Annotated in this window: 25 protein-coding genes; 8 read left to right on the top strand and 17 right to left on the bottom strand. The window is 63.3% G+C overall.

Going from position 1 to position 22675, the window contains the following annotated elements; genetic code table 11:
• Positions 1-167: 167 nt before the first annotated feature.
• From YU9_RS0104170 to YU9_RS40955, 3 genes are all read left to right on the top strand, one after another.
• Positions 168-707: a TRAP transporter small permease subunit gene (locus YU9_RS0104170; RefSeq protein ID WP_027571632.1), complete on the top strand. Its 540-nt coding sequence runs from the start codon at positions 168-170 to the stop codon at positions 705-707.
• Positions 704-2308, top strand: coding sequence for a TRAP transporter large permease subunit (locus tag YU9_RS0104165; RefSeq protein ID WP_027571631.1), 1605 nt, complete (start codon positions 704-706; stop codon positions 2306-2308). Before YU9_RS0104170 ends, YU9_RS0104165 begins: the two co-directional genes overlap by 4 nt.
• Before the next feature lie 66 nt (positions 2309-2374).
• Positions 2375-2608, top strand: a complete 234-nt coding sequence (locus YU9_RS40955; protein WP_036017021.1) for a hypothetical protein — start codon at positions 2375-2377, stop codon at positions 2606-2608.
• 74 nt (positions 2609-2682) lie between these two features.
• Here the strand turns inward: YU9_RS40955 and YU9_RS0104155 are convergent, their stop codons facing one another.
• The 5 genes from YU9_RS0104155 to YU9_RS0104135 all read right to left on the bottom strand — a co-directional run bounded on the left by YU9_RS0104155 (position 2683) and on the right by YU9_RS0104135 (position 7470).
• Positions 2683-3033: a hypothetical protein gene (locus YU9_RS0104155; protein ID WP_027571630.1), complete on the bottom strand. Its 351-nt coding sequence runs from the start codon at positions 3031-3033 to the stop codon at positions 2683-2685.
• A 262-nt stretch (positions 3034-3295) separates the two neighbouring features.
• Positions 3296-4384 (bottom strand): TRAP transporter substrate-binding protein, encoded by a 1089-nt coding sequence (locus YU9_RS0104150; RefSeq protein WP_027571629.1) that lies wholly within the window; start codon positions 4382-4384, stop codon positions 3296-3298.
• 164 nt (positions 4385-4548) lie between these two features.
• Entirely contained in the window at positions 4549-5637 is a 1089-nt protein-coding gene (locus YU9_RS0104145; protein ID WP_027571628.1) for a TRAP transporter substrate-binding protein, read from the bottom strand.
• A 205-nt stretch (positions 5638-5842) separates the two neighbouring features.
• Positions 5843-6979, bottom strand: coding sequence for an Mrp/NBP35 family ATP-binding protein (locus YU9_RS0104140; RefSeq protein WP_027571627.1), 1137 nt, complete (start codon positions 6977-6979; stop codon positions 5843-5845).
• A 53-nt stretch (positions 6980-7032) separates the two neighbouring features.
• On the bottom strand, positions 7033-7470 hold the full coding sequence (locus tag YU9_RS0104135; RefSeq protein WP_027571626.1) for a VOC family protein: 438 nt from the start codon (positions 7468-7470) through the stop codon (positions 7033-7035).
• A gap of 183 nt (positions 7471-7653) precedes the next feature.
• Here YU9_RS0104135 and YU9_RS0104130 point away from each other — a divergent pair, with 183 nt between their 5' ends.
• The 5 genes from YU9_RS0104130 to YU9_RS0104110 all read left to right on the top strand — a co-directional run bounded on the left by YU9_RS0104130 (position 7654) and on the right by YU9_RS0104110 (position 12485).
• The gene (locus YU9_RS0104130) at positions 7654-8526 is read left to right on the top strand and encodes an NAD(P)-dependent oxidoreductase (RefSeq protein WP_027571625.1); all 873 of its coding nucleotides are present in this window, start codon (positions 7654-7656) and stop codon (positions 8524-8526) included.
• Between the two features lie 114 nt (positions 8527-8640).
• Entirely contained in the window at positions 8641-9921 is a 1281-nt protein-coding gene (nhaD, locus tag YU9_RS0104125) for a sodium:proton antiporter NhaD (RefSeq protein WP_027571624.1), read from the top strand.
• Positions 9922-10058: 137 nt separating this feature from the next.
• Positions 10059-11654 (top strand): HAMP domain-containing sensor histidine kinase, encoded by a 1596-nt coding sequence (locus tag YU9_RS0104120; RefSeq protein ID WP_027571623.1) that lies wholly within the window; start codon positions 10059-10061, stop codon positions 11652-11654.
• A gap of 44 nt (positions 11655-11698) precedes the next feature.
• Positions 11699-11902 carry a DUF1289 domain-containing protein gene (locus YU9_RS0104115; protein ID WP_027571622.1) on the top strand — a complete coding sequence of 68 codons (204 nt, stop codon included), beginning with the start codon at positions 11699-11701 and terminating at the stop codon, positions 11900-11902.
• 28 nt (positions 11903-11930) lie between these two features.
• Positions 11931-12485, top strand: coding sequence for a TIGR02281 family clan AA aspartic protease (locus tag YU9_RS0104110; protein WP_027571621.1), 555 nt, complete (start codon positions 11931-11933; stop codon positions 12483-12485).
• A 6-nt stretch (positions 12486-12491) separates the two neighbouring features.
• Here the strand turns inward: YU9_RS0104110 and dusA are convergent, their stop codons facing one another.
• The 12 genes from dusA to YU9_RS0104050 all read right to left on the bottom strand — a co-directional run bounded on the left by dusA (position 12492) and on the right by YU9_RS0104050 (position 22630).
• Positions 12492-13484: a tRNA dihydrouridine(20/20a) synthase DusA gene (dusA, locus tag YU9_RS0104105; protein ID WP_084298898.1), complete on the bottom strand. Its 993-nt coding sequence runs from the start codon at positions 13482-13484 to the stop codon at positions 12492-12494.
• Between the two features lie 531 nt (positions 13485-14015).
• Positions 14016-14999, bottom strand: coding sequence for a dihydroxyacetone kinase subunit DhaK (gene dhaK, locus YU9_RS0104100; RefSeq protein ID WP_027571619.1), 984 nt, complete (start codon positions 14997-14999; stop codon positions 14016-14018).
• A 36-nt stretch (positions 15000-15035) separates the two neighbouring features.
• On the bottom strand, positions 15036-15464 hold the full coding sequence (locus tag YU9_RS0104095) for a hypothetical protein (protein WP_027571618.1): 429 nt from the start codon (positions 15462-15464) through the stop codon (positions 15036-15038).
• Entirely contained in the window at positions 15451-17064 is a 1614-nt protein-coding gene (gene ptsP, locus YU9_RS0104090) for a phosphoenolpyruvate--protein phosphotransferase (RefSeq protein ID WP_027571617.1), read from the bottom strand. The genes YU9_RS0104095 and ptsP overlap by 14 nt, the downstream gene beginning before the upstream one ends.
• Before the next feature lies 1 nt (position 17065).
• On the bottom strand, positions 17066-17368 hold the full coding sequence (locus YU9_RS0104085) for an HPr family phosphocarrier protein (protein ID WP_036017039.1): 303 nt from the start codon (positions 17366-17368) through the stop codon (positions 17066-17068).
• A 31-nt stretch (positions 17369-17399) separates the two neighbouring features.
• Entirely contained in the window at positions 17400-17792 is a 393-nt protein-coding gene (dhaM, locus tag YU9_RS0104080) for a dihydroxyacetone kinase phosphoryl donor subunit DhaM (RefSeq protein WP_011086355.1), read from the bottom strand.
• A complete protein-coding gene (dhaL, locus tag YU9_RS0104075; protein WP_027571615.1) occupies positions 17789-18412 on the bottom strand; it encodes a dihydroxyacetone kinase subunit DhaL in 624 nt (207 codons plus the stop codon). The genes dhaM and dhaL overlap by 4 nt, the downstream gene beginning before the upstream one ends.
• A gap of 12 nt (positions 18413-18424) precedes the next feature.
• On the bottom strand, positions 18425-19450 hold the full coding sequence (locus YU9_RS0104070) for an ABC transporter ATP-binding protein (protein ID WP_027571614.1): 1026 nt from the start codon (positions 19448-19450) through the stop codon (positions 18425-18427).
• Positions 19443-20540, bottom strand: a complete 1098-nt coding sequence (locus YU9_RS0104065; RefSeq protein ID WP_027571613.1) for an ABC transporter ATP-binding protein — start codon at positions 20538-20540, stop codon at positions 19443-19445. Before YU9_RS0104065 ends, YU9_RS0104070 begins: the two co-directional genes overlap by 8 nt.
• A gap of 10 nt (positions 20541-20550) precedes the next feature.
• Positions 20551-20679 (bottom strand): hypothetical protein, encoded by a 129-nt coding sequence (locus YU9_RS50990; RefSeq protein WP_371259102.1) that lies wholly within the window; start codon positions 20677-20679, stop codon positions 20551-20553.
• A 68-nt stretch (positions 20680-20747) separates the two neighbouring features.
• Positions 20748-21710, bottom strand: a complete 963-nt coding sequence (locus tag YU9_RS0104055) for a carbohydrate ABC transporter permease (RefSeq protein WP_027571611.1) — start codon at positions 21708-21710, stop codon at positions 20748-20750.
• Positions 21707-22630: a carbohydrate ABC transporter permease gene (locus tag YU9_RS0104050; protein ID WP_027571610.1), complete on the bottom strand. Its 924-nt coding sequence runs from the start codon at positions 22628-22630 to the stop codon at positions 21707-21709. Before YU9_RS0104050 ends, YU9_RS0104055 begins: the two co-directional genes overlap by 4 nt.
• Between the last annotated feature and the right edge of the window lie 45 nt (positions 22631-22675).

Raw genomic sequence — 22675 nt, 5'->3', positions numbered from 1 at the left:
CACGCGCGGCCAGGACATCCACATGTCTCGGATAAAACCGACAACAAGAGCGAGCTGAAGCATCAGGAGAGTGGACTGGCTCCCGCGCAGACGTGGATGGCTGCTGATGCAGCACCATGGTCCTGCTCGTTTGGGAGCAGCGCTCAGCGAGCGGGGAAAAGAGATCGATGCGCCCATTGTTGGCGATAAGTACAGCTATCGACTGGCTGAACGAAAAGGTCGGCAACATCTGCAACGTTCTGGTGCTCGCGGCCTGCCTGGTCAGCGCTGCAAATGCGATGATCCGCTACGCCTTCAGCTACAGCTCCAACAGTTGGCTCGAGACCCAGTGGTACATGTTCGCTGTCGTCGTGATGTTCGGTTCGTCCTACACTTTCAAGCGCAACGAGCATGTGCGCGTCGAAATCCTCTATCTTATGCTGTCTGAACGCGGGCAGCTGTGGCTGGACCTGATCGGGACATTGGTTTTCCTCGTCCCCGCGTGCCTGCTCCTCAGCTACCTGTCATGGGCGATGTTCTACAACTCGTTCATCATCGGCGAGATGTCCAACAATGCCGGTGGCCTCCTGCGGTGGCCGATCAAGTTTGTCCTGCCGGCCGGATTCTTCATGGTGGCTTTGCAAGGTATCTCGGAGGTCATCAAACGCGCTGCCGCCTTGCGCGGTGAAGTCACCATCGATGCGAAATACGAGCGGCCGACCCAATGATCACGATTGAGATGATGCCGCCGCTGATGTTCGGCGGGCTGGTCGTGGCGATGCTGATCGGCTTCCCCGTCGCCTTCACACTGGCCGCGCTCGGACTTTCGTTCGGATTTCTTGCTATCCACGAGGGATTCTTCGGATTCAGCTTTCTCCAGGCGATCCCGGAGCGTATCTACGGCAGCGTCCTCGCCAACGAGCTGCTGCTGGCCATCCCATTCTTCACGTTCATGGGCGCGATCCTCGAACGATGCGGCCTCGCAGAGGATATGCTGGATTCGATGGGGCAGCTGTTCGGCCCCGTTCGCGGCGGTCTCGGCTATTCCGTGATCATCGTCGGCTTCATCCTCGGTGCGATCACAGGCACCGTGGCTGCCCAGGTGATTGCGATGGCGCTGATCTCGATGCCGGTCATGATCCGCTACGGCTACAACATGCGTTACATCACCGGCGTGCTCGCAGCCTCCGGCACCATTACCCAGCTGGTGCCTCCCTCGCTGGTCTTGATCGTGCTCGCGGACCAGCTCGGGAAGTCGGTTGGCGACATGTATCTGGGCGCCTGGGGGCCATCGATTCTCCAGATCGCCCTGTTCGCGGGCTACACGTTTGTTCTGAGCGTGGTCAAGCCGGGCCATGTCCCGGCAGTGCCCAAGGAAGCGAGGACGCTCAAGGGCTGGGCGCTCTGGCGCAAGTGTCTTCTGGGCATCATTCCGTCTGCCGTTCTGATCTTCGTGGTGCTCGGCACGATGATGCTCGGCCTCGCCACTCCGACCGAAGCGGGCGCGATGGGCGCCGTCGGCGCGATCGTGCTCGCCGTCATCCATCACAAGGATTTCAGCTCGGCTGGTCACAAGGTGCTGTTCGTCGGCGTCGCCGCTGCTGGTGTCGGCACCATGATCGGCATCTATTTCGCGCCGAATCTGCCGTTCAAGATCGCCTTTGCAATTGCCTATCTCGCAGTGGCGTGGGTCTGCATCGAGGCAATCAGGATCCCCGACCTGCGCATCCTGGTTAAGCAGGGCTATGAGACCACCATGCGCATCACCTGCATGGTGACCTTCATCCTGATCGGATCGACTTGCTTCTCGATTGTCTTTCTCGGCTGCAACGGTGGTGTCTGGCTGGAGCACATGCTGACGTCGCTGCCGGGCGGCGTCTGGGGCTTCCTGATCTTCATCAACCTGTTCATCTTCTTCATCGCCTTCTTCCTCGATTTCTTCGAGATCGCCTTCATCATCATCCCCATGATTGCGCCGATCGCGCACAAGCTGCTCACCCCTGTCGTCGGCGCGGATGCCGCCTTGATCTGGTTCGGTGTCATGCTCTGCGTCAACATGCAAACTTCCTTCCTGCATCCCCCCTTCGGCTTCGCGTTGTTCTACCTGCGGGGTGTGGCGCCGAAGGAGGTCAAGAGTTCGGACATCTACTGGGGCGCAATGCCTTGGATCGGCCTGCAGGCGATCATGGTTGCCGTTGTCATCGCATTCCCGATAACGGTGACGGGGCTGCTCGACGCGCCTGCGAAGGTGGATCTGGACAAGATCAAAATCGAGATTCCGGAAATCGAACTGCCACCGCCACTCGATTTCGGCCAGCCGAAGAATTGATCCGCGGAACATCTGCCGCTGAACGGGGTTGATCCAAGGCTCAGGATTGGCACCTGGAGCAGCCCGATGCCGTACTTCCCAACTGGCCAAGACGCTGGCCAAGACACTGGCCAAGACCGAGACTTCCGCATCTGCAAGGTGCTCTCTGACGTCTTTTGCGCGATCTTGCTCGGCACCTTCTCAATCGTCTTTTTCGGCTGGCTCGGCGGCATTGCCGCCTTCGTTATCCTCGAATCTGGCCTGCTCGGACTCGATTGGCTCATGCCAAACGCGAGAGACGCGGCAGGCGTCGTTCGCTAGCCGCTTCCCTAATGCTCGGAAACCGCCAACAAGCGAACCTCTGATAACGACAAGAGCAATCTCGGCTGCTGCAGCTAGCCTGGTCCGGCCCAGTGCTCCCGAAACGCCACTCTGAGTTCAGCCAGTTGATCGTTCGTCGCTCCTAACTGTGCGTCGGCTCTATTTGTGGGCGCGTCCATGTAAGCGATTGGCTGATCGAACTGGCATGCCGTGAAGTCGTATCGCTTACCTCCGATCCGGTTGTAGAAATGATCGCCGGCCGGAAGAGGCGTCTTCAACAAGTCACCGCCGAAGAGCTCGTGAACGAGCAGCGAGGTGACGTTGCATTGTCCTGCCGCCGGATTACTCGCCGTCCATTGGCTGGCCGTCGACAGCGACCACGCCCTGCGCAGTGCGCTCTGAACTTGATCGGGATCGAATCTCATCGGATCCCCGGGTCCGGCGCCGAGCCGCAAATTCGGATTATGCGATTATGAGATCCTGCCACTGTTTTGCCCGACGCATCAAGTGAATTCGGCAATTCCGCAGAAGCTCGCGCTACGCCGCCAAGTCATTGATAAACCTATCCCCGCCTACTGTGCATGGGGTTGTTTTCCATGTTTTTTGTTTGGACGCCCACCGGGAACGCTGCAACGACGGCGCCCCGAAGCCTTTGCTTCGGGGCGCTTCATGCGACGGACAGAACGATCAGCTCTGCGAGCGCCGCGCCATGAAGATGTCGTAGCCGACCTCGGCGACCTGGAACCAGGCGTAACCGTCACTCGTGAACTTGGCGAGCGAGTCGTGCACCTTCTTGAAGTTGGGGTTGGTCGCAGAGACTTCGGCGTGCAGCTCCTTGGCGGCCTTGTGGCAGGCATCCATGATCGAGGGCGAGAAGGCATGCAGCTTGGTGCCGCCCGCGAGCAGCTTCTTCAGCGCCAGCGGATTGGCGTTGTCGTAGCGTGCCATCATGTAGTTGTTGGCGTAGTGGCCGGCCTGCTCCAGCACGCTCTGGTAATATTTCGGCAGCGCGTTCCATTTGTCGAGGTTGACGAACGCGAGCAGCATCGGCCCGCCTTCCCACCAACCGGGGTAGTAGTAGTGCGGCGCGATCTTGTAGAAGCCGAGCTTCTCGTCGTCATAGGGGCCGACCCATTCGGCGGCATCGATGGTCCCCTTCTCCAGCGCTGGATAGATATCGCCGCCGGCGAGCTGCTGCGGCACCACGCCGAGCTTCTGGAGCACGCGGCCGGTGAAGCCGCCGATGCGGAATTTCATGCCCTTGAGGTCCTCGGGCGTGTTGACCTCTTTCCTGAACCAGCCGCCCATCTGGCAGCCGGTGTTGCCCGCGAGCAGCGAGACGACATTGTAGCCCTTGTAGAACTCGTTGAGAATGTCGCGGCCGCCGCCCAGCATGTACCAGGCCTGGTTGATGCGCATGTTGGGACCGAACGGCACGGCCGAGCCGAAGGTGAAGGTCGGGTCCTTGCCGAAATAATAGTAGGACGCGGTGTGGCCGATCTCGCAAGTGCCGTTCTGCACGGCGTCGAGCACCTGGAGGCCCGGCACGATCTCGCCGGCCGCGAAGATCTGAATCTGGAATTTGTTGTCGGTCGCCTCCGCGACCATCTTGCACATCATCTCGGCGCCGCCAAACAGCGTGTCGAGCGATTTCGGCCAGCTCGTCGGCATGCGCCATTTGATTTCCGGCATCGACTGCGCGATCGCGGGAGCCGCGAGCGTGGCGGCACCGGCCGCACCAAGTCCTGTGACCTTGATGAAGTCTCTTCTCTTCATGATTTCCTACCCTGATGGATCTGCTTGTGGAGCCTTCTTGCCGAGGCTTGGGGGCAGCATGGAACATCGCCGGGCCGAATGCTATCCCGAACGCACTGCGGCAAAGAAAAAGCCCGGCCTCCTTAAGGAGGCCGGGCTACCGGTCTTACGACTTAAGCCGTAGATCAGCCGCGGGTGCGCGAGCGGATCATGAAGCTGTCATAGGTGTATTCGGCAACCTGCCACCACAGATATTCGTCGGAGCGGTAGGCCTGCATGGCGTCGATCGACTTCTTGAAGTCGGCGTTCTTGCCCGAGATCTCCGCCCACAATTCGTTGGTCGCCTTGAGGCAGGCTTCCAGGACCTCGTTGGTGAACGGGCGAAGCTGGGTGCCGCCGGCGACCAGACGCTTCAGCGCCGCCGGGTTCTGCATGTCGTAGCGCGCGGCCATCCAGCTGTTGGCATTGGCCGTCGCGTTGGTGAGGATCGCCTGGTAACTCTTCGGGAGCGCATTCCACTTTTCCAGATTGGCGAAGGCATGGACGGTCGGACCGCCTTCCCAGAAGCCGGGATAGTAGTAGTACTTGGCGACCTTGGCGAAGCCGAGCTTCTCGTCATCATAGGGGCCGACCCACTCGGCGGCGTCGATGGTGCCCTTCTCCAGCGCGGGATAAATGTCGCCGCCGGCGAGCTGCTGCGGCACCACGCCGACCTTCTGAAGCACCTGGCCGGCAATGCCGCCGATGCGCATCTTGAGGCCGGAGAGGTCGGCAACGGTCTTGATCTCCTTGCGGAACCAGCCACCCATCTGGGTGCCGGTGTTGCCGCAGGGGAAGCCGACCACGTTCGACTTCTTGAAGAACTCGTTGGCGAGCTCGTTGCCGCCGCCCTGATAGAGCCACGAATTCTGCTGGCGCGCGTTGAGGCCGAACGGCACCGAGGCGAAGATCGCGAAGGTCGGGTCCTTGCCGACGTAGTAGTACGAGACGGTGTGGCACATCTCGACCGTGCCGCTCGAGGTCGCATCGAGGGCCTGGAGACCGGGGACGATTTCGCCGGCCGCGAACACCTGGATCTGGAACTTGTTGTCAGTCATCTCGGCGACGTATTTCGCCACCTGCTCGGCGCCGCCATAGATGGTGTCGAGCGACTTCGGAAAGCTCGAAGTCAGGCGCCACTTTACCTCGGGCGAGGACTGCGCGATCGCCGGCGAGGCCACCGCGGTCGCCGCCGCGCCTGCTGCCGACACTTTGAGAAAATCACGACGCTTCATCTTCAGGTCTCTCCTTGCTGGGGCGTTTCCCCTTGACTTCTCTTCTTGCCGCCGCTCATTCCGGCGACGCATTGGGACCGCGTCGAACCGAAGGGGCTTGACTGCCGTGGGCCTTTAACACGGAAGTCCCGCTTGCGGAACGCGACAATGGCATGACGGGGCTCTACGAAAGTCGCATGTCCCGCAGCTTGCCGTGGCGACCGGCTCAGGCCGCCGCGATGACACCCTTGAGCTGGTCCCGGACCTGGCCGGCGATGGCGCGATAGATCGCCGCATGAGGGCCGTCCGGCTCGCTGTCGACGACGGGATTGCCGGCGTCCGAGGTGGCGCGAATCGCCATGTGCAGGGGGATCTCGCCCAGGAACGGTACCCCGAGCTTCTCGGCCTCGTGCCGCGCCCCGCCATGGCCGAAAATGTCCGACCGCGTGCCGCAATGCGGGCACTGGAAGTAGCTCATGTTCTCGACGATGCCGAGCACGGGCACGTTGACTTTCTTGAACATGGCAAGCCCCCGCCGCGCGTCGATCAGAGACAGGTCCTGCGGAGTCGAGACGATCACGGCGCCCTTGAGCGGCACGTTCTGCGCCAGCGTGAGCTGGGCATCGCCGGTGCCCGGCGGCATGTCGACGACCAGCACGTCGAGCTTGCCCCATTCGACGTCGCGCAGCATCTGCGTCACCGCCGACATCACCATGGGACCGCGCCAGATCATCGCGGTCTCCTCCTCGACCAGGAAGCCGATCGACATGATGGCGAGGCCGAAACGCCGAAGCGGAATCATCTTGCGCTCGTCGTTCAGCTCCGGCTTTTCGCGCAGGCCTGTGAGGCGCGGCACCGAGGGGCCGTAGATGTCGGCATCGAGCAATCCGACCTTGAGGCCGAGATCGCGCAGGCCGAGCGCCAGATTAAGCGCCGTGGTCGACTTGCCCACCCCGCCCTTGCCGGAGGCGACCGCAATCACCGCGGCGACGCCGGGAATCTCAGACTGCCGCGCCATCGGCGACCCACCGCCCTGCGGAGGCTTGTGGGCGTGGGCCGGCTGCACGCCGGGCGTGCCGCGGCTCGGCTGCGGGGGTGGCGGCGGCGCGGAGCCCGGCTTGCGCTCAGCGGTCAGCGCCACCATGACGGTGGTGACGCCGGGAACGGTGCGCACGGCGGCCTCCGCTTCGGCTCGGACCGATTCCCAGGCCCTTGCCTCGGCGGCATCGACATTGATCGAGAAGAACACCTTGCCGTCAGACGCGCTGATCGCGCTCAGCACATTGGCATGGGTGAGCGCGACCCCGCGGGGTGACTTGACCCTGGCGAGGCTGTCGAGAACCTGTTGCTGCGTCACGCTCAAAGCGCATCTCCTAGAGTTGAGGATGCCCCATTAGAGCGGAAACGCCTAAAAGGCTACTGCCTGCCGATATCGTCAGCTTTTTCGGCAGGCGCCGCCCCCTGCTCCCGGGCGGCCTCGTAATTCAGCTCGATCATGACCCCGTTAGGGTCGTGGACGAAGATTTGCCAGAGGTCGCCGCCGGGCACCTGGCGGGACTCGAACTTCATCCCTTTTGACGCCAGCCGCTGTTTCATGCCGTCAAAGCCGCGACTGACGAAGGCGACGTGGTGGACAACGCCGGAATCCGGCTTTTGTGGCTCGGCGGTCAGAGAAATGTCGACGAGGTGCACCACCGGCTTCCCCTCGCTGTACATCCAGGCGCCCGGGAAGGCGAAATTCGGCCGTGCGCCTTTCTCGAGACCCAGCACATCCTCGTAGAAGCGGACGGTCTCGGCCAGATTCCGGGTCCGGATGTTGAAATGATCGAGGACGCCCACGCTCACGCCGCCCATGTTCTCGCTCCCTTGTTTTGAAGTCCTTAGGTCCGGCATCCTAGCACAGGAGGCCGCCAAACGAAGCCGTTGCCCTCTGCCCTCAAGGGTTTATGGTGCGCCTCCGATCCGCCCTCACCGCGGAACCCAGGCGTCCCCCGCCTGGCAAGAACCGTAAACCCAAACTGCGGACAAGGTACCACAATGGCTAAAGTCGCTTTCCTCGGTCTCGGCGTGATGGGCTTCCCCATGGCCGGACACCTCGTGAAAAAAGGGGGCCATGAGGTCACCGTCTACAACCGCACCGCGGCCAAGGCGAAGGAATGGGCGGACAAATTCGGCGGCAGGATCGCACCGACCCCGAAGGCCGCCGCCGAAGGCCAGGATTTCGTGATGTGCTGCGTCGGCAACGACAACGATCTGCGCGCGGTCACGATCGGCCCCGACGGCGCGTTCGCCGGCATGAAGAAGGGTGCGACCTTCGTCGACCACACCACCGCCTCCGCCGAAGTCGCCCGCGAGCTGGACGCCGCCGCCACCAAGGCCGGCTTCAAATTCGTCGACGCCCCGGTCTCCGGCGGCCAGGCCGGCGCCGAGAACGGCGTGCTGACCGTGATGTGCGGCGGCGCGCAGGACGCCTATTCCGGCGCCGAGCCGATCATCACGGGCGCCTATGCGCGGATGTGCAAACTGCTCGGGCCCGCCGGAAGCGGCCAGCTGACGAAGATGGTCAACCAGATCTGCATCGCCGGTCTGGTGCAGGGCCTCTCCGAGGGTATCCATTTCGCCAAGAAGAGTGGCCTCGACGTCGCCGCGGTGATCGAGACCATCTCGAAAGGGGCCGCACAGTCATGGCAGATGGAAAATCGCTACAAGACGATGAACGAGGGCAAGTACGATTTCGGCTTCGCGGTCGAATGGATGCGCAAGGACCTCTCGATCTCGCTGGCTGAAGCCCGCCGCAACGGCGCCAATCTGCCGGTAACCGCGCTGGTCGACCAGTTCTACTCCGAGGTCGAGAAGATGGGCGGCAAGCGCTGGGATACGTCGAGCCTGCTTGCGCGCCTGCAACGCTGAGGCGCGCGTTGACGGTGGCTGCCGGGCAACCGCGACCGTCAACGACCCGACGCGGCGCCAGCGGCACGAGGAGGCCTGACAGGCGCATCGAGAAGAACGAATGGGGGGACTGAGTTGCTGAGCGTGATCGCCGCCGTTTTCATTGTTGCGTATGCTGCCATCGCGCTCGAACACCCGCTCGGCGTCAACAAAAGCGCTACGGCTCTGCTGGGAGCGGGCCTGCTTTGGACCATCTATGCGCTCGCCCTCGGTGACGCCTCGCTCGTCAACCACCAGCTCGACGAATCCGTCGCCTCGACCGCGCAGATCGTCTTCTTCCTGATTGGTGCCATGACGATCGTGGAGGTCATCGACGCCCACAACGGCTTCGAGGTCATCACCTCGGTCATCCGCACCACGAAGCAGATCACGCTGATGTGGATCATCGGCTTCGTGACGTTCTTCCTGAGTGCGATCCTCGACAATCTGACGACCACCATCGTGATGATCTCGCTGATCCAGAAGCTGATCGGCAACAAAAACGACCGCCTGCTGTTTGCATCCATTATCGTGATTGCCGCCAACGCCGGCGGTGCCTGGACCGTGATCGGCGACGTCACGACGACGATGCTCTGGATCGGAGGACAGATCTCTCCCGTCAACATCATGAAGTCGGTGTTCCTGCCGTCACTGCTCAACCTGCTGATACCGCTGCTAATCATCGGCTATTGGCTCAAGGGAAAGGAGATCGTCCCGCCGCTGCAAGGGCAAGCGCAGGTGCTTAAAGTCGAGCTGTTCGAGCGCAATTTGATGTTCTATCTCGGCCTCGGCACCTTGGTCGCCGTTCCGGTTTTCAAGGCCGTGACGCACCTCGCCCCTTTCATGGGCATCCTGTTCGGGCTGGGCATCCTCTGGCTGGTCGGCGAGATCGTTCACCGCCACAAGGACGAGGATGCGCGGCGGCCCCTCACCCTCGTCCATGCGCTGACGCGCATCGACATGAGCTCGATCGTGTTCTTCGTCGGCATCCTCATGGCCGTCGCGTGCCTGGAGCACGCTCGCGTCCTGGAACTGCTGGCAAAATGGCTCGATTCGACGGTCGGTCGTCTCGATATCATCGTCATCCTGCTCGGCCTGCTGAGCGCCATCATCGACAACGTGCCGCTCGTCGCTGCGACGATGGGCATGTACAATCTGGTGCAATACCCGCCCGACAGCTTCATCTGGGAGTTCATCGCCTATTGCGCCGGCACCGGCGGATCGATCCTGATCATCGGCTCGGCCGCGGGCGTTGCCGCCATGGGCCTCGAGAAGATCGAATTTTTGTGGTACGCGCGCCGCATCGCGGGGCCGGCGTTGGTGGGATATCTGGCGGGGGCGATGGTATACATCGCGCAGCACGCGGCGCTGCATTGAGCCGTGCGGGCGAGATCCGAATTAACGCCCGGTTAACGTAATTCTTTAGCTCCTTAAGTCAGCTCTTAAGGATTTCTTGCCACAGATAGACAATGCAGAAGGCCCGCGTCCGGCGTGGGCAGGAATCGTGTTGCTTGATGAGTAACCCCGCTGAAAAGCCTGAGGTTGTGCAGCTTCCGGCCGAGCCGGTGAGCGCGCCATCGGCGAGCAGCCGAAGGGCTGCGGCGCAGCGGGTGCGCGAGGCGCGCGACAAGTTAACGTCGACCAGTGGAACCCGGCCGGCTTTCGACGCCGAGATGCTGCGGCAATACGCCCAGACGCGGCTGTCTGCCTCCTATGTCGTGATGCTGCTGGTGGTGGCGACCGGCGTGCTGTTCGGGCTGTGGATGCAGCCGATCCCGGCCGCGGCCTGGACCGCCGGCATGCTCTGCATCCACAGCGCCATGATCCGCAGTTGCCGGCGTTTCCTGACCGAGCCCGCCTCGCCCGCCGCGACGCGCGCATGGCGGACGCGCTTCGTCGTGCTCGACCTGCTCTATGGCCTGTGCTGGATAGCGATCCTGATTCATCCCGTGCTCGACATGGTCACGGAAACGCTGATGATGTTCCTGATGCTGCTGGTGATCGCAGTATCGAGCATGCTCGCCGCCAATCTGCCGATCGCCGCCGTTGCCGCCACGGCGCCGGTCGCGGTCGCGATGGCGCTGAGCTTTGCAATGACCGGCTCACTCGACAACTACATCCTGGCAGCGCTGGCGCTCGCCGCCGAAGGTTATTTCGTCCTGCTGGCGCACCGCCTGCACTCCTCCACCTTTGCCACGCTGGAAGCGCGCGCAGAAAAAGACGCGCTGATCGGCGAGCTGGAACAGGCCAAGGCAATCTCGGACGAAGCGCGCCACCGTGCCGAAGCCGCCAACGTAGCCAAGTCGCGCTTCCTCGCGCAGATGAGCCATGAGCTGCGCACGCCGCTGAACGCCATCCTCGGCTTCTCCGAGGTGATGAAGAGCGAAATCTTCGGCGCCCACGCGGTGCCGGTCTACAAGGAATATTCCGCCGACATCCATAATTCCGGCGTCCACCTGCTCAACCTCATCAACGAGATCCTCGATCTGTCGCGGATCGAGGCCGGCCGCTACGAACTCAATGAGGAAGCGGTGTCGCTGGTCGGCATCGTCGCCGACTGCCATCATTTGATGAAGCTGCGTGCCTCGAGCCGCGGCATCACCATCCACGAAGTGTTCGAGCAGGCCATGCCGCGGCTTTGGGCCGACGAGCGTGCGATCCGCCAGGTCGTGCTCAATCTGCTCTCCAACTCGATCAAGTTCACCCCGCAAGGCGGCGAGATCTGGCTCAAGGCGGGATGGACCGCCTCGGGCGGACAATATCTCTCGGTGAAGGATTCCGGCTCCGGCATCCCCGAGGACGAGATTCCGGTCGTGCTCGCCTCGTTCGGCCAGGGCTCAAATTCGATCAAGTCGGCCGAGCAGGGCGCCGGCCTCGGCCTGCCGATCGCCAAGAACCTGATCGACCTGCATGGCGGCACGTTCACGCTGAAATCGAAGCTGCGCATCGGCACCGAGGTGATCGTCACGTTCCCGCCGGAGCGTGTGATGAGCGCGCTTGCGCCGCTGTCGGATGATTCTCCACCGCTGCAGCCGGAGAGTTCGGTCCTGCCGGACGAGAAACGCCGGCCGCGCCACAAGCCGATCATGAGTGCTGGCACAGGCTCTTAACGTGATGCTTGCAGACATGCCCGACCATCCCTCACTATGTCCGTATGAGCAAAGAAACGCCGTGCGTCGCCGTGTGCATGATCGACCCCAAGACCAAGCTGTGCTTCGGCTGCGGCCGGACCTTGCCCGAGATCGCGCGCTGGCATGCCATGGAAAGCGCGGACCGGCTCGCGATCATGGCCCTCTTGCCGGCGCGCATGACGGAAGCTGGACTGGCGCCGATCGCAGGGTCACCAAAACGCATCTGATCCGCCTGCGTGCCTTCGGAGGCGCGCGATGATCCGCCTCCTGCTCGTTCTGATCATGCTTGCCGGCACGGCAGGTGCCGTCGTCGCCTATGGCGATCCCGACCAGATCGCGCGAGCCAGCCACAAGGTCTCGCACATTTTTCGCGCACAGGCCGCTTCCCCGGCGCCGGCCGTCCAGATCCCGCGCGGCCAGGGCGGCGAATTCACGCTGCGCGCGAAGATCAATGGCGTCACCGCACCGATGGTGATCGATACCGGCGCAACGTCGGTGGTGCTGACCTGGGAAACCGCAAAGGCGATCGGGCTGCCGCTCGAGATGCTCGAATACGATGTCGACCTCGAGACCGCGGGCGGCCACACCAAGGCGGCCCGGCTCACGCTCGACCGTCTCGCCGTCGGCAAGCTGGTCGAGAAGTCGGTGCCGGCCCTCGTCGTGCAACGCGGCCAGATGAAGACCAATCTGCTTGGCATGAGCTTCCTCGACCGCCTGGAAAGCTGGGGCGTGCGCGCGGACACGCTGATGCTGACAGGGTATCCGGAGCTCCAGAGCGGTCCCCGCCGCTCCCGCACGGCGGTCGACTAGACGAATCTACGCCGCTTCGGCCGGCGCGCGGGCGGCGATGCGCGCGATCGCATCGCGCAGCACGTCGAGACCGGCTCCCGGCTTCACCCCTTGCTCGGCAAGATGCCGCCGGAATGCGCGCGCCCCGGGAACGGCATGGAATGCGCCGACGAAATGCCGCGTGATGGCGTGCAGCCGGATGCCGCGCGCCAGCTGCTCCTCGATGTAGGGCATCATCGCCTCGAGCGCGTCCTGCATGGAGATGTGCGGTGCCGTCTCGCCGAAGATCTCGGCATCGACGCTGAGCAGCCGCCACGGCTCCTGATAGGCGGCGCGGCCGAGCATCACGCCGTCGACATGGGCAAGATGCGCCTTTGCCTCGTCAATGCTCTGAACGCCGCCATTGATGATGACGGGCACACCGGGCATCGCCCGCTTGAGCCGATAGACGCGATCATAGTCAAGCGGCGGGATGTCGCGGTTCTCTTTCGGCGACAGGCCGTTGAGCCAGGCCTTGCGCGCGTGCACGATCAGCGCATCGCAGCCGGACGCCACCACCGCACGCGCGAGCACATCGAGCGCGGCCTCCGGATCCTGGTCGTCGATCCCGATGCGGCACTTCACCGTGACGGGAACAGCGACCACGCGCTTCATGGCATCAACGCACCTCGCCACCAGCTCCGGCTCCGCCATGAGACAGGCGCCGAAACGTCCGTCCTTCACACGATCGGACGGGCAACCGACATTGAGATTGATCTCGTCATAACCAAACGCCTCGCCGATCCGCGCGGCCTGCGCCAGCTCCTGCGGATCCGACCCGCCAAGCTGAAGCGCCACCGGATGCTCGCATGCGTCGAACCCAAGCAGCCGCTCCCGGTCGCCATGAATGATTGCGCCCGTGGTCAGCATCTCCGTATAGAGCAGCCCGCGCCGCGTCAGTTGCCGGTGGAACACGCGACAATGGCGGTCAGTCCAATCCATCATGGGGGCCGTGGCAAATTTTCGATCTAACTCGTTCATTTTGTTGAGGTATTTTAGCTCAGATCGACCCTTCATGTGATTGGACCGACTGAGAATTCTCGTTTGACGAGGCTTCCGTAGCTTGGCTCTTCTAGGACGATATATGCATGAATTGGAAGCGGAAATCGCTTCTTCGGATTCTCAGTGCACATGTCGCGCACACGAGAGCGAGATTGCACATGCAGAGCGCTCAGAACTACTGCGATCGTAGCCGCCGCAATTATACTCACTTCGCAATGTGAGTATAATTCGACTCATGCTACCGAACTGAAAACCGGGCCGATCCCGCCGCGTTCGCATTGCCCTCCGGCGCAGTGATTGTGCTGGTCGAGGGCGCGCATCTCCTACGTTATTCTTGCGGCAGGTAGAAAGGGCGCCATGTCATTGCAGAGAGGAGGACGCGAATTCCTTCGAAAAGGGCCCGCAAAAAAATACCGCGTCCGACAGACACGGCAAGTTTCAGGGCTGGAGAACTGAGCGGACGTTGCAGTGAACCATTCCCAACCGATTCTCCGCCGGGGAGAATCGCGGTCACCATTTCAACGCGGCCGTACGCACGGGATGGTCCCAGAGCGCCGCGGTCTCGCTATCGAGCAGGCTCACGGTGAGCGAGCACCCGGCCATGTCCAGCGAGGTGACGAAGCTGCCGACCAGCGAGCGAGCGATGCGCAAGCCGCGCTTCTCGAGCATTCGCCGCGCCGCATTGTACATCAGATAGAGCTCGATCGTCGGCGTCCCGCCAAATCCGTTGACGAGCAGGAGGGCCTCGGCCCCACCACGCGCGTCGAGATCCTGCGCGATGGCCGTTGTCATCTCGTCTGCGATCGCATCGGCCTGCTCCAGCTTGACGCGGCGGCGTCCCGGTTCGCCGTGAATGCCGACCCCCATCTCCATCTCGTCCTCCCGAAGCGAAAAGGTCGGCGTGCCCGCGGCCGGGACCGTGCAGCTCGTCAGCGCCACGCCCATCGAGCGCGTGCGCGCATTGACACGCTCACCGAGCGCAACGCAGCTTTTCAGGTCAGCACCCTTCTCGGCAGCCGCGCCGACGATCTTCTCGACGATCAGCGTGCCGGCCACGCCGCGGCGCCCGATGCTGTGCGTCGAGTTCTCGACCGCGACGTCATCGTCCGTCACGATCGTCGCCGTGCGGCCCTCGGCGATCTCGGCCGCCATCTCAAAATTCATGCGGTCCCCCGCATAGTTCTTCACGATGAACAGCACGCCGGCTTCACCGGAAACCGCCTGCGCGGCCTCGACGATCTGGTCCGGCGTTGGCGACGTGAAGACCTGTCCCGGACAGGCGGCGTCGAGCATGCCATAGCCGACGAAGCCCGCATGCAGCGGCTCATGCCCGCTGCCGCCACCGGACACGAGTGCGACCTTCTTCGGGTTCAGCTCACGGCGTCGCACGAATTTCCGCTGCGGCCCGAGCGCGACGAGATCGGCATGCGCACCCGCGAAGCCGTCGAGGCTTTCCGTGAGCACATCGTCGACTGAATTGATGAACTTCTTCATTGTCTCCTCCCCGCTTCTTCCCTTTGGTCGCACGCCTCATTTTTCGCGCACGATGGCAATCAGGCGCCGCGCGAATTCCTGAAGCAGCGCATCGAGCTCCGCGTTCCGCTTGGCGCTGCCGAGATCCGGCAAGTGCAGCGTCAAGGTTCTCTCGTGCGATCCTTCGGTCAGCCGGCCGATCCGACGCGGATGCGCGCGTGCATAGGCGCGAAGAAAGGCAGTCTTCGCCTGCGGCGGGAAGTGGCAGACATCGAAGATCGTATTGAGATGCTGCACCGGAATCGGCACCGGATATGCCGGATTGCTGATCTGGCTGACGAAACTGCGATTCTTGCCCATTGCATGCGCCAGACGCAGCCGCATGCCCGACGGGCGGCTCTCCAGCACTTCCTTGAAGATGCGCTTGTAAACCGCAACAGCGCCGGCTTCCGCCGGCTCATCGATCGCCGTATCAGCCAAGGCCACCTCCGCTGCTCAGCCGGTCGATCGTCTGCTTGATCTGCGCGAGCGCCGACGCATTCACGGAAAGCTCGCGCAGGCCGCAGTTCAGCAATGCGGGAATGAAACGCGGATCGCTCGCCATATCGCCACACAGGCTGACGCTGATGCCGGCGCGCCGCCCGTGCTCCGCGGTCCGTGCGATCAGTTCGAGCAAGGCCGGATGTAGTGGATCCATCAATGGGGCGAGAGCTCCATTGGAACGATCGCAGGCAAGGGCATATTGCGCGAGATCGTTCGAGCCGATCGAGAAGAAGGAAGCCTTGAAACTCGCAATCGCCAGGGCCGCCGCCGGGACTTCGACCATGATTCCCAGCTCGGGGAGCATCGCGGCAATGCCGTCCGCCTGCAAGCGCTGCACGATTTCAGCGAACAGCTTCCGCCCTGCTTCGAGCTCGTCCGCCGACGTGACCATCGGAAACATGACCTTGAGGTTTCCGCGCACGGCGGCACGCGCGAGCGCGCGAAGTTGAACGGTAAAGATGTCGGGCCGGGCCAGGCAAAGCCGCAAGCCGCGAACCCCCAGGAAGGGATTGGCTTCGCCATCCATCGTGAAGCCCGGCACGGGCTTGTCGCCGCCCGCGTCAAACGTCCGAATGGTGACCGGTCGCCGGTCTGCCCAACGCAATACCGCGTCGTAAGCCTGAAACTGCGTCTCCTCGTCGGGCAGGCCACTCGTCAGCAGAAACTCGGTGCGCATCAGGCCGATGCCATCGGCATATTGCGCATCCGCATGCTCGAGATCGTCGACGCGCTGGATATTGATGAACAGCTTGATCCGCTCGCCGCGCCACGATGCCGTCGGCCGCCTGAGGATCGCACGGGCCGACGCCCTGCTTTTACGATGGCTTTCGCGCCGTTTCTCGAACACACGAACCTGCTCGGCGCCGGGATCGAGTTCGAGCGTCGCGCTTTCGCCGTCGAGCAGCGCGGTGGCCCCGACGCCCGGAATCGCACCGAGCTGCACGACCATGGGGATGCCCCGCGCCCGCGCCAGCATCGCGACGTGGCTTGTGGGGCTGCCGCGCAAGAGCGCCAGACCGCCGCCGCCGGACCAGTCGATCTCCAGGAATCGCGAGGGCGGCAGATCGTCGGCGCAGACGACGGCACCGCTCGGAATTCTTGGAGTCTGGCCCTCGCCTCCCCGGAGAACGTTGATCACGCGGTCGCGCAGGTCGGCAAGATCAGACGAGCGCGCCTTCAGATATTCGTCCTCCGCCGAATTGTAGTCCGCGATCTGCGTGTCGAGCGCCGAACGCCATGCGACGTCCGCCGCCTTTCCCTCCCCGATCGACGCGAAGATCGCTTCAATGAAATCCTCATCCTCCAGGAGCGCGACCTGGAATTCGAGAATTTGCGCGGCCTCACCGCCGGCGATCGCGGCAAGTTCCGCGATCTGCCCGCTTGCCACGTCGATCGCGCCGCGCAGGGCCAGCGCCTCCTCGACCAGCGAACCGGCGACTCGCTCGCCGCTGGTGCCCGCATCGACACGGACGAATGGCCCATGGGCAAAGCCGATCGAGGCGGTTCTGCCGCGGAAGGCCAGCCCTGTCGCGCCTCCCTGCATGCTAGGACGCCTCATCCGGAAAATCGGTTGCGATCAGATCGACCAGCGCCGCAACTGCTGCTTCCGCGTCACTGCCTGACGCCTTGATCTCGATCGTACTTCCGTGAGCCGCCCGCATCGCCATGATCTTGACGACGCTTTTGGCGTTGATCCACTCGGCCGCGCCTGCGACCCGCACGGAAATCTGGGCCTGAAACTTCTTGGCGAGCTTGGTCAGCTTGACCGCCGGGCGCGCGTGCATGCCCACCGCGTGGACCAGGCGCACATTGCCGGTGAAGATATGTCCGTCCGCTTTGTCCAGCATGCTCATCATCCATCATCGCTTCGCCGACGTGTTAGTCGGCAGAGAGTTCCTCGGCTACGGCCTTCACCTGGGCCAGCGAGCTGCCGCCTGCCGCCTCGGTCGCCGCCATCACGGCCCCCTCGACGATCGGGGCGTTGCATACGACAACGAGATCGCGCCGTGCGGGCTCCAGCATCTCGACCGCCATTTCGCTGTTGGTTTCGGCGCCGCCGAGATCGACGAGGATCGCGACGCCCTTCGCCGACCAGGCATCGTTGATGGCGTCGATGATCAGGGACACGCTCGTGCCGAGCCCGCCGTCGGGATTGCCGCCGCAGAAGGCCACCTTGACCTCGCTGCCGACCATCTGCCGCACCATGTCGGCGGTGCCCTTGGCGATATCCTTCGAATGCGAGACGATCACGATACCCACAGTGTCGGTCATGGCTGCCCCTCCAGACTCGCGCAGACCGCCTGCACGAGTACGCAGCTCGAACGTGCGCCGGGATCGACATGTCCGACGCTGCGCGGTCCGAGGAACGACGCTCGCCCCTTGGTGGCCTGCATTGGTGCGGTCCGCTCGACCGCTTCGGCAGCAGTGGCTCGGACCCGAGCGATCAGATCCGGCTGGCCGGCCCCCGTCCTCAAGGTTTCCAGGACGGGAACAAGCACGTCGAGCATTGTCTTCTCGCCAGCCTGCGAGCGCCCCCGCGCGCTCACCGCATTCACGCCGCTGCCAAAGACGTCCGCAAGATCGTCCGGCAAGTGCCGGTCATGCGAGAGTGCTTCGCCCGCGGCAAGAAAGAAACTGCCGTAGAGCGGTCCGGAAGCGCCGCCGACCGTCATCACCAGGGTTTTGCCGATCATCTTCAGCGCCTCGTTGAGCGGCTGCGCCGAGATGGCATCGAGCTTGCCGAGCACGGCTTCGAAGCCGCGCTTCATGTTTGTTCCGTGATCACCGTCGCCGATCGCCTGATCCAGCGTCGTGAGCTCCGGGGCGCTGGCGATGACCTGCTCGGCGGCCACCTTGACCAGCGACTTGAATGTCTCGGGTTGCAACGACATCGAGTTGATCCTCTAGTGAACCATCGCAGGGATGCGTTGTCCTGCGCGATCGAAACAGAGCGGATGCACCAGGTGCAGTTCGACCTCCTGACCGGCCCGTAGCGGCCGATGCGGATCCGCGAGCGTCACCAGCGTCTCCCCCTTATAGTCCAGGTGAACGTGATTCTGCTCGCCGAGGTGCTCGACGCGACGGACGCGGCCGACCATCTGCCCACCATTGCGCGCGGCAACCTGAAGATGCTCGGTGCGGATGCCGACAGTTTCCGTTCCGGGCGGCACCGGCACGTCGGACAACAGCCGGGCGGGAAGGAAGTTGATCTGCGGCGTCCCGAGGCGCGAGGCGACGTAGCTGCTGGCGGGACTTTCATAGATCTCCCGCGGCGTGCCGAGCTGAAGAAGCTGGCCATCCCTGATCACCCCGATCCGGGAGGCCATCGTCATGGCTTCGACCTGATCGTGGGTCACGTACAGAATGGTCGCGCCAAGCTCGAGCTGGATCCGCTTGAGCTCGAGACGAAGCTCCGCACGGAGCTTCGCATCCAGCGATGAGAGCGGCTCGTCCATCAGGTAGATCGAGGGATCGCGAACCAGCGCGCGGCCGATCGCCACCCGCTGCATTTCGCCGCCGGACAGGCGGGTTGCACGGTTGTTCAGCTTGCTTGCGATGTGCAACAGCTCCGCAGTCCGTTCGACGCGCTTGCGGATGATCGGCTCCGGCACGCGCCGTGCGGGAGAGCGCAACGGAAATGCCAGATTGTCATAGACCGTGAGGTGCGGATACAGCGAATATTGCTGGAAGACGAAGGCGATATCGCGTGATCCCGGCGGATCACGCGTCACGTCGCGGCCGTCGATCATGACCGAGCCGGCGTCGGGGGTCTCAAGCCCCGTGATCAGCCGCAACGTCGTGGTTTTGCCCGCGCCGCTCGGCCCGAGCAGGACCAGAAACTCTCCATCTTTCACCGCCAGCGAAAGCTCGCGGACCGCCTCGACCGCGCCGAAACGCTTGCTAATGTTGCGCAACGCGACGTCAGCCATGGCGCACACTCCCCTCATTGGCGGTTCGAACGGCGAGGCCGCTGGCGACATCGAACAGCGCCAGCCGCTCGGAGTGGAATTCAAGACCCACCGTCTCGCCGATCCGCACCGACGCGCTGGAGGGCAGCCGCGCCGCGAGGCGTCCGTGCGGCGTGTCGACGGTGACGATCTGCGTGGTGCCGAGATATTCGGCACCGAACACCTCGCCGCGGACGGGAGCCTCGTCGGCAAAGCGGATGTGCTCGGGACGTATCCCGAGCGCCAGTGGTGCGCTCGCACGATCCTCGCGGATCTCCGGGACTTCGACGCTGACGCTATGAAAGGCGACAGCCCGATCCCCCGACCGCAGGCCGCTGTCAAACTGCAGGAAATTCATCGGCGGCGAGCCGATGAAATCGGCCACGAACATGCTGGCGGGCCGGTCATAGACCTCTTGCGGCGAGCCGATCTGCTCTACCCGTCCCTTGTTCATGACCGCGATCTGATCCGCCATCGACATCGCTTCGAGCTGGTCGTGCGTCACGTAGACGGTGGTCGCGCCGATGCGGTCGTGCAGGTCGCGAAGCTCGCCGCACATCAGATGCCGAAACTCGGCGTCAAGCGCCCCGAGCGGCTCGTCCATCAGGAAGGCCTTTGGCCGCCGCACCATTGCCCGTCCGAGCGCAACGCGCTGCCGGTCGCCGCCCGACAGCTTTGACGTCTTGCTCGACAAGAGATGCTCGATCCGCAGCAGCCGCGCGGTCTCCTCGACGCGCTGGCGAATCTCGCCCCGGCCCATGCCCTGGCACTTCAGGGGAAAGCCGATGTTTCCGGCAACATTCATGTGCGGATAGAGCGCGAAGAGCTGGAACACGAATGCGATGTCGCGGGCGGATGCACGGTCGAAGGTCACGTCCTCGCCGTCGAGCAGGATCTTGCCCTCGGTCGGCAGCTCGAGGCCAGCGATCATGCGCAGCGTGGTTGTCTTGCCGCAGCCGGAGGGCCCGAGCATCGCGAAAAAGGTGCCGTCGTCGATGGTGAAGTTCGAGCCTTCAACGGCTGTGAACTGATCGAACGACTTGCGCAGGTTTTCGACGCGGATTTGTGCCATGGCTGCCGCCCTATTCCGGAAAATGGCTGACGATGACGTAGCCAACCGTGCCGGCGAGGATGGTCGCGAAGGAATAGCTGTACAGATCGATCGACCACGGCTGCACCAGCATGACGATGCCGCCCCCGATCAGGGTCATCGCGCCGGCCTCCCAAGGCCCACGAAGGAACCAGCGAGACATTCCGCTTTTGGCACCCGCAGAACCGCTCATTTGCGTACAGCTCCGAAGGTGATGCCGCGCAACAAGTGCTTGCGCAACAACACGGTGAACAGGACGATCGGCACGACGAACAGTGTGGTCGCGGCAGCAACCGCCGGCCAGTCCTGCCCGCCCTCGCCGATGATGAAGGGAATGAAGGGCGGCATGGTCTGTGCCTCGCCGCTCGTCAGGAGAACAGCGAAGGCGTACTCGTTCCACGAGAAGATCAGGCAGAAGATTGCGGTTGCCGCGATCCCCGTGACGGCCTGCGGCAATACCACCTTGCGCAGGGCCTGGAGCCGCGTGTAGCCGTCGACGAGGGCGGCCTCCTCGTATTCGCGCGGGATCTCGTCGATGAACCCCTTGAGCAGCCAGACCGCGAGCGAGACGTTCACCGCGGTATAGAGCAGGATCATTCCGAGCCTGGTGTCGGTGAGGTTGAGCTGCCGGTACATCAGATAGATCGGGATCGCCACGGCAACGGGCGGCATCATGCGCGTCGATAGGATGAAGAACAGGAGATCGTCCGCCAGCGGAATGCGAAATCGCGAGAACGCGTAGGCCGCGAGCGTGCCGAGGAAGACGGCCAGGAACGTCGAGCCGAACCCGATGATCAACGAGTTGACGAAGCGCGGCACGACCTTCGACGGTCCGGCAATGACCATGTCGCGCTGGCGCACGAGCTTGTCGTACCACGTCTCCGGCGGCGGCAGCTTGGCGATGAAATCCGGCGTCTGGCGGGTGCGCACAGTAAAGAGGTTCACGTAACCCTCGAGGGTCGGCTGGAAGATCACCTTCGGCGGATAGGCGATGGCGTCACTCTGCGACTTGAATGCGGTGGCGACGATCCAGAGCAGCGGCAGGATCGTGATCACGGCGTAGAGGATCACGAGGCCACCGGCCACGGTCTTCGCGCGCGGCGAGGCCTCCACGATGGAGTGAGCGGTGGACTTGGTGAGGACAGCGGTCATCGTTGCTTCACCTTGTTGAGCGCTTTGACGTAGATGTTGGCGGCACCGAACACGGTCACGAACAGGATGATAGCGAGCGCGGAGGAATACCCGGTGCGCCATTTCTCGAACGCGGCGCGCTTCAGCGTGATCGACACGAGCTCGGTGGTCGAGCCCGGGCCTCCGGACGTCAAGAGATTGACCATGTCGAACATCTTGAAGTTCTCGATCGCGCGGAACAGCACGGCGAGCATCAGGAATGGAACCGTCATCGGCAGCGTGATCGACCAGAACTGCCGCCAGGCCGAGGCGCGATCGACTTCGGCCGCCTCATAGATGTAGTCGGGAATGGAGCGAAGCCCGGCGAGGCAGATCAGCATGACGTAGGGAGCCCACATCCAGGTGTCGACCAGCACGATGGTCCAGGGTGCGAGCGAGACCTGCCCGGTCATGCTGAACGAGCTCGGCGGCACACCCGTGAACAGGCTGATCAGGTAGTTGAACGGACCGATCTGCGGCTGCAACAGCAACGTCCAAAAGTTGCCCACCACCGCGGGCGACAGCATCATCGGCAGCAGGATGATCGTGGTCCAGAAGCTGTGGCCGCGGAACTGGCGGTTGATCAGCAGCGCAAGGCCAAACCCGATGATCACCTGCAGCGTCACTGACCAGATCACGAATTGCGCCGTGGTCTGCAGCCGGAACCAGACGTCCTCGTCGCCGAGAATGTCGGTGAAATTGTCGAGCCCGACGAACCGCAGCGGCAGATAGGACATGCTGAGGTTGAGGCTGGTGAAGGACAGCCGGATCATCCAGATCAGCGGAAAAATATTGATCGCGAGCAGCAGCGCGATCGTCGGCGCAACGAACAGCCAGGCGATGGCACGGTCGGACAGGCCGCGCACGCGGCGCGGCGCGCGGGACCTCGCGGACTCGCTCATGCCGGCGATCACGGCATTATCGGGTTGAGAGATCGTGGTCATCTT

It is taken from the genome of Bradyrhizobium sp. WSM1743, from assembly GCF_000473065.1.
Taxonomy (GTDB): Bacteria; Pseudomonadota; Alphaproteobacteria; order Rhizobiales; family Xanthobacteraceae; genus Bradyrhizobium.
The sequence above is the reverse complement of the archived record's forward strand: the minus strand, read 5'-3'. Positions and strand labels throughout refer to the sequence as shown.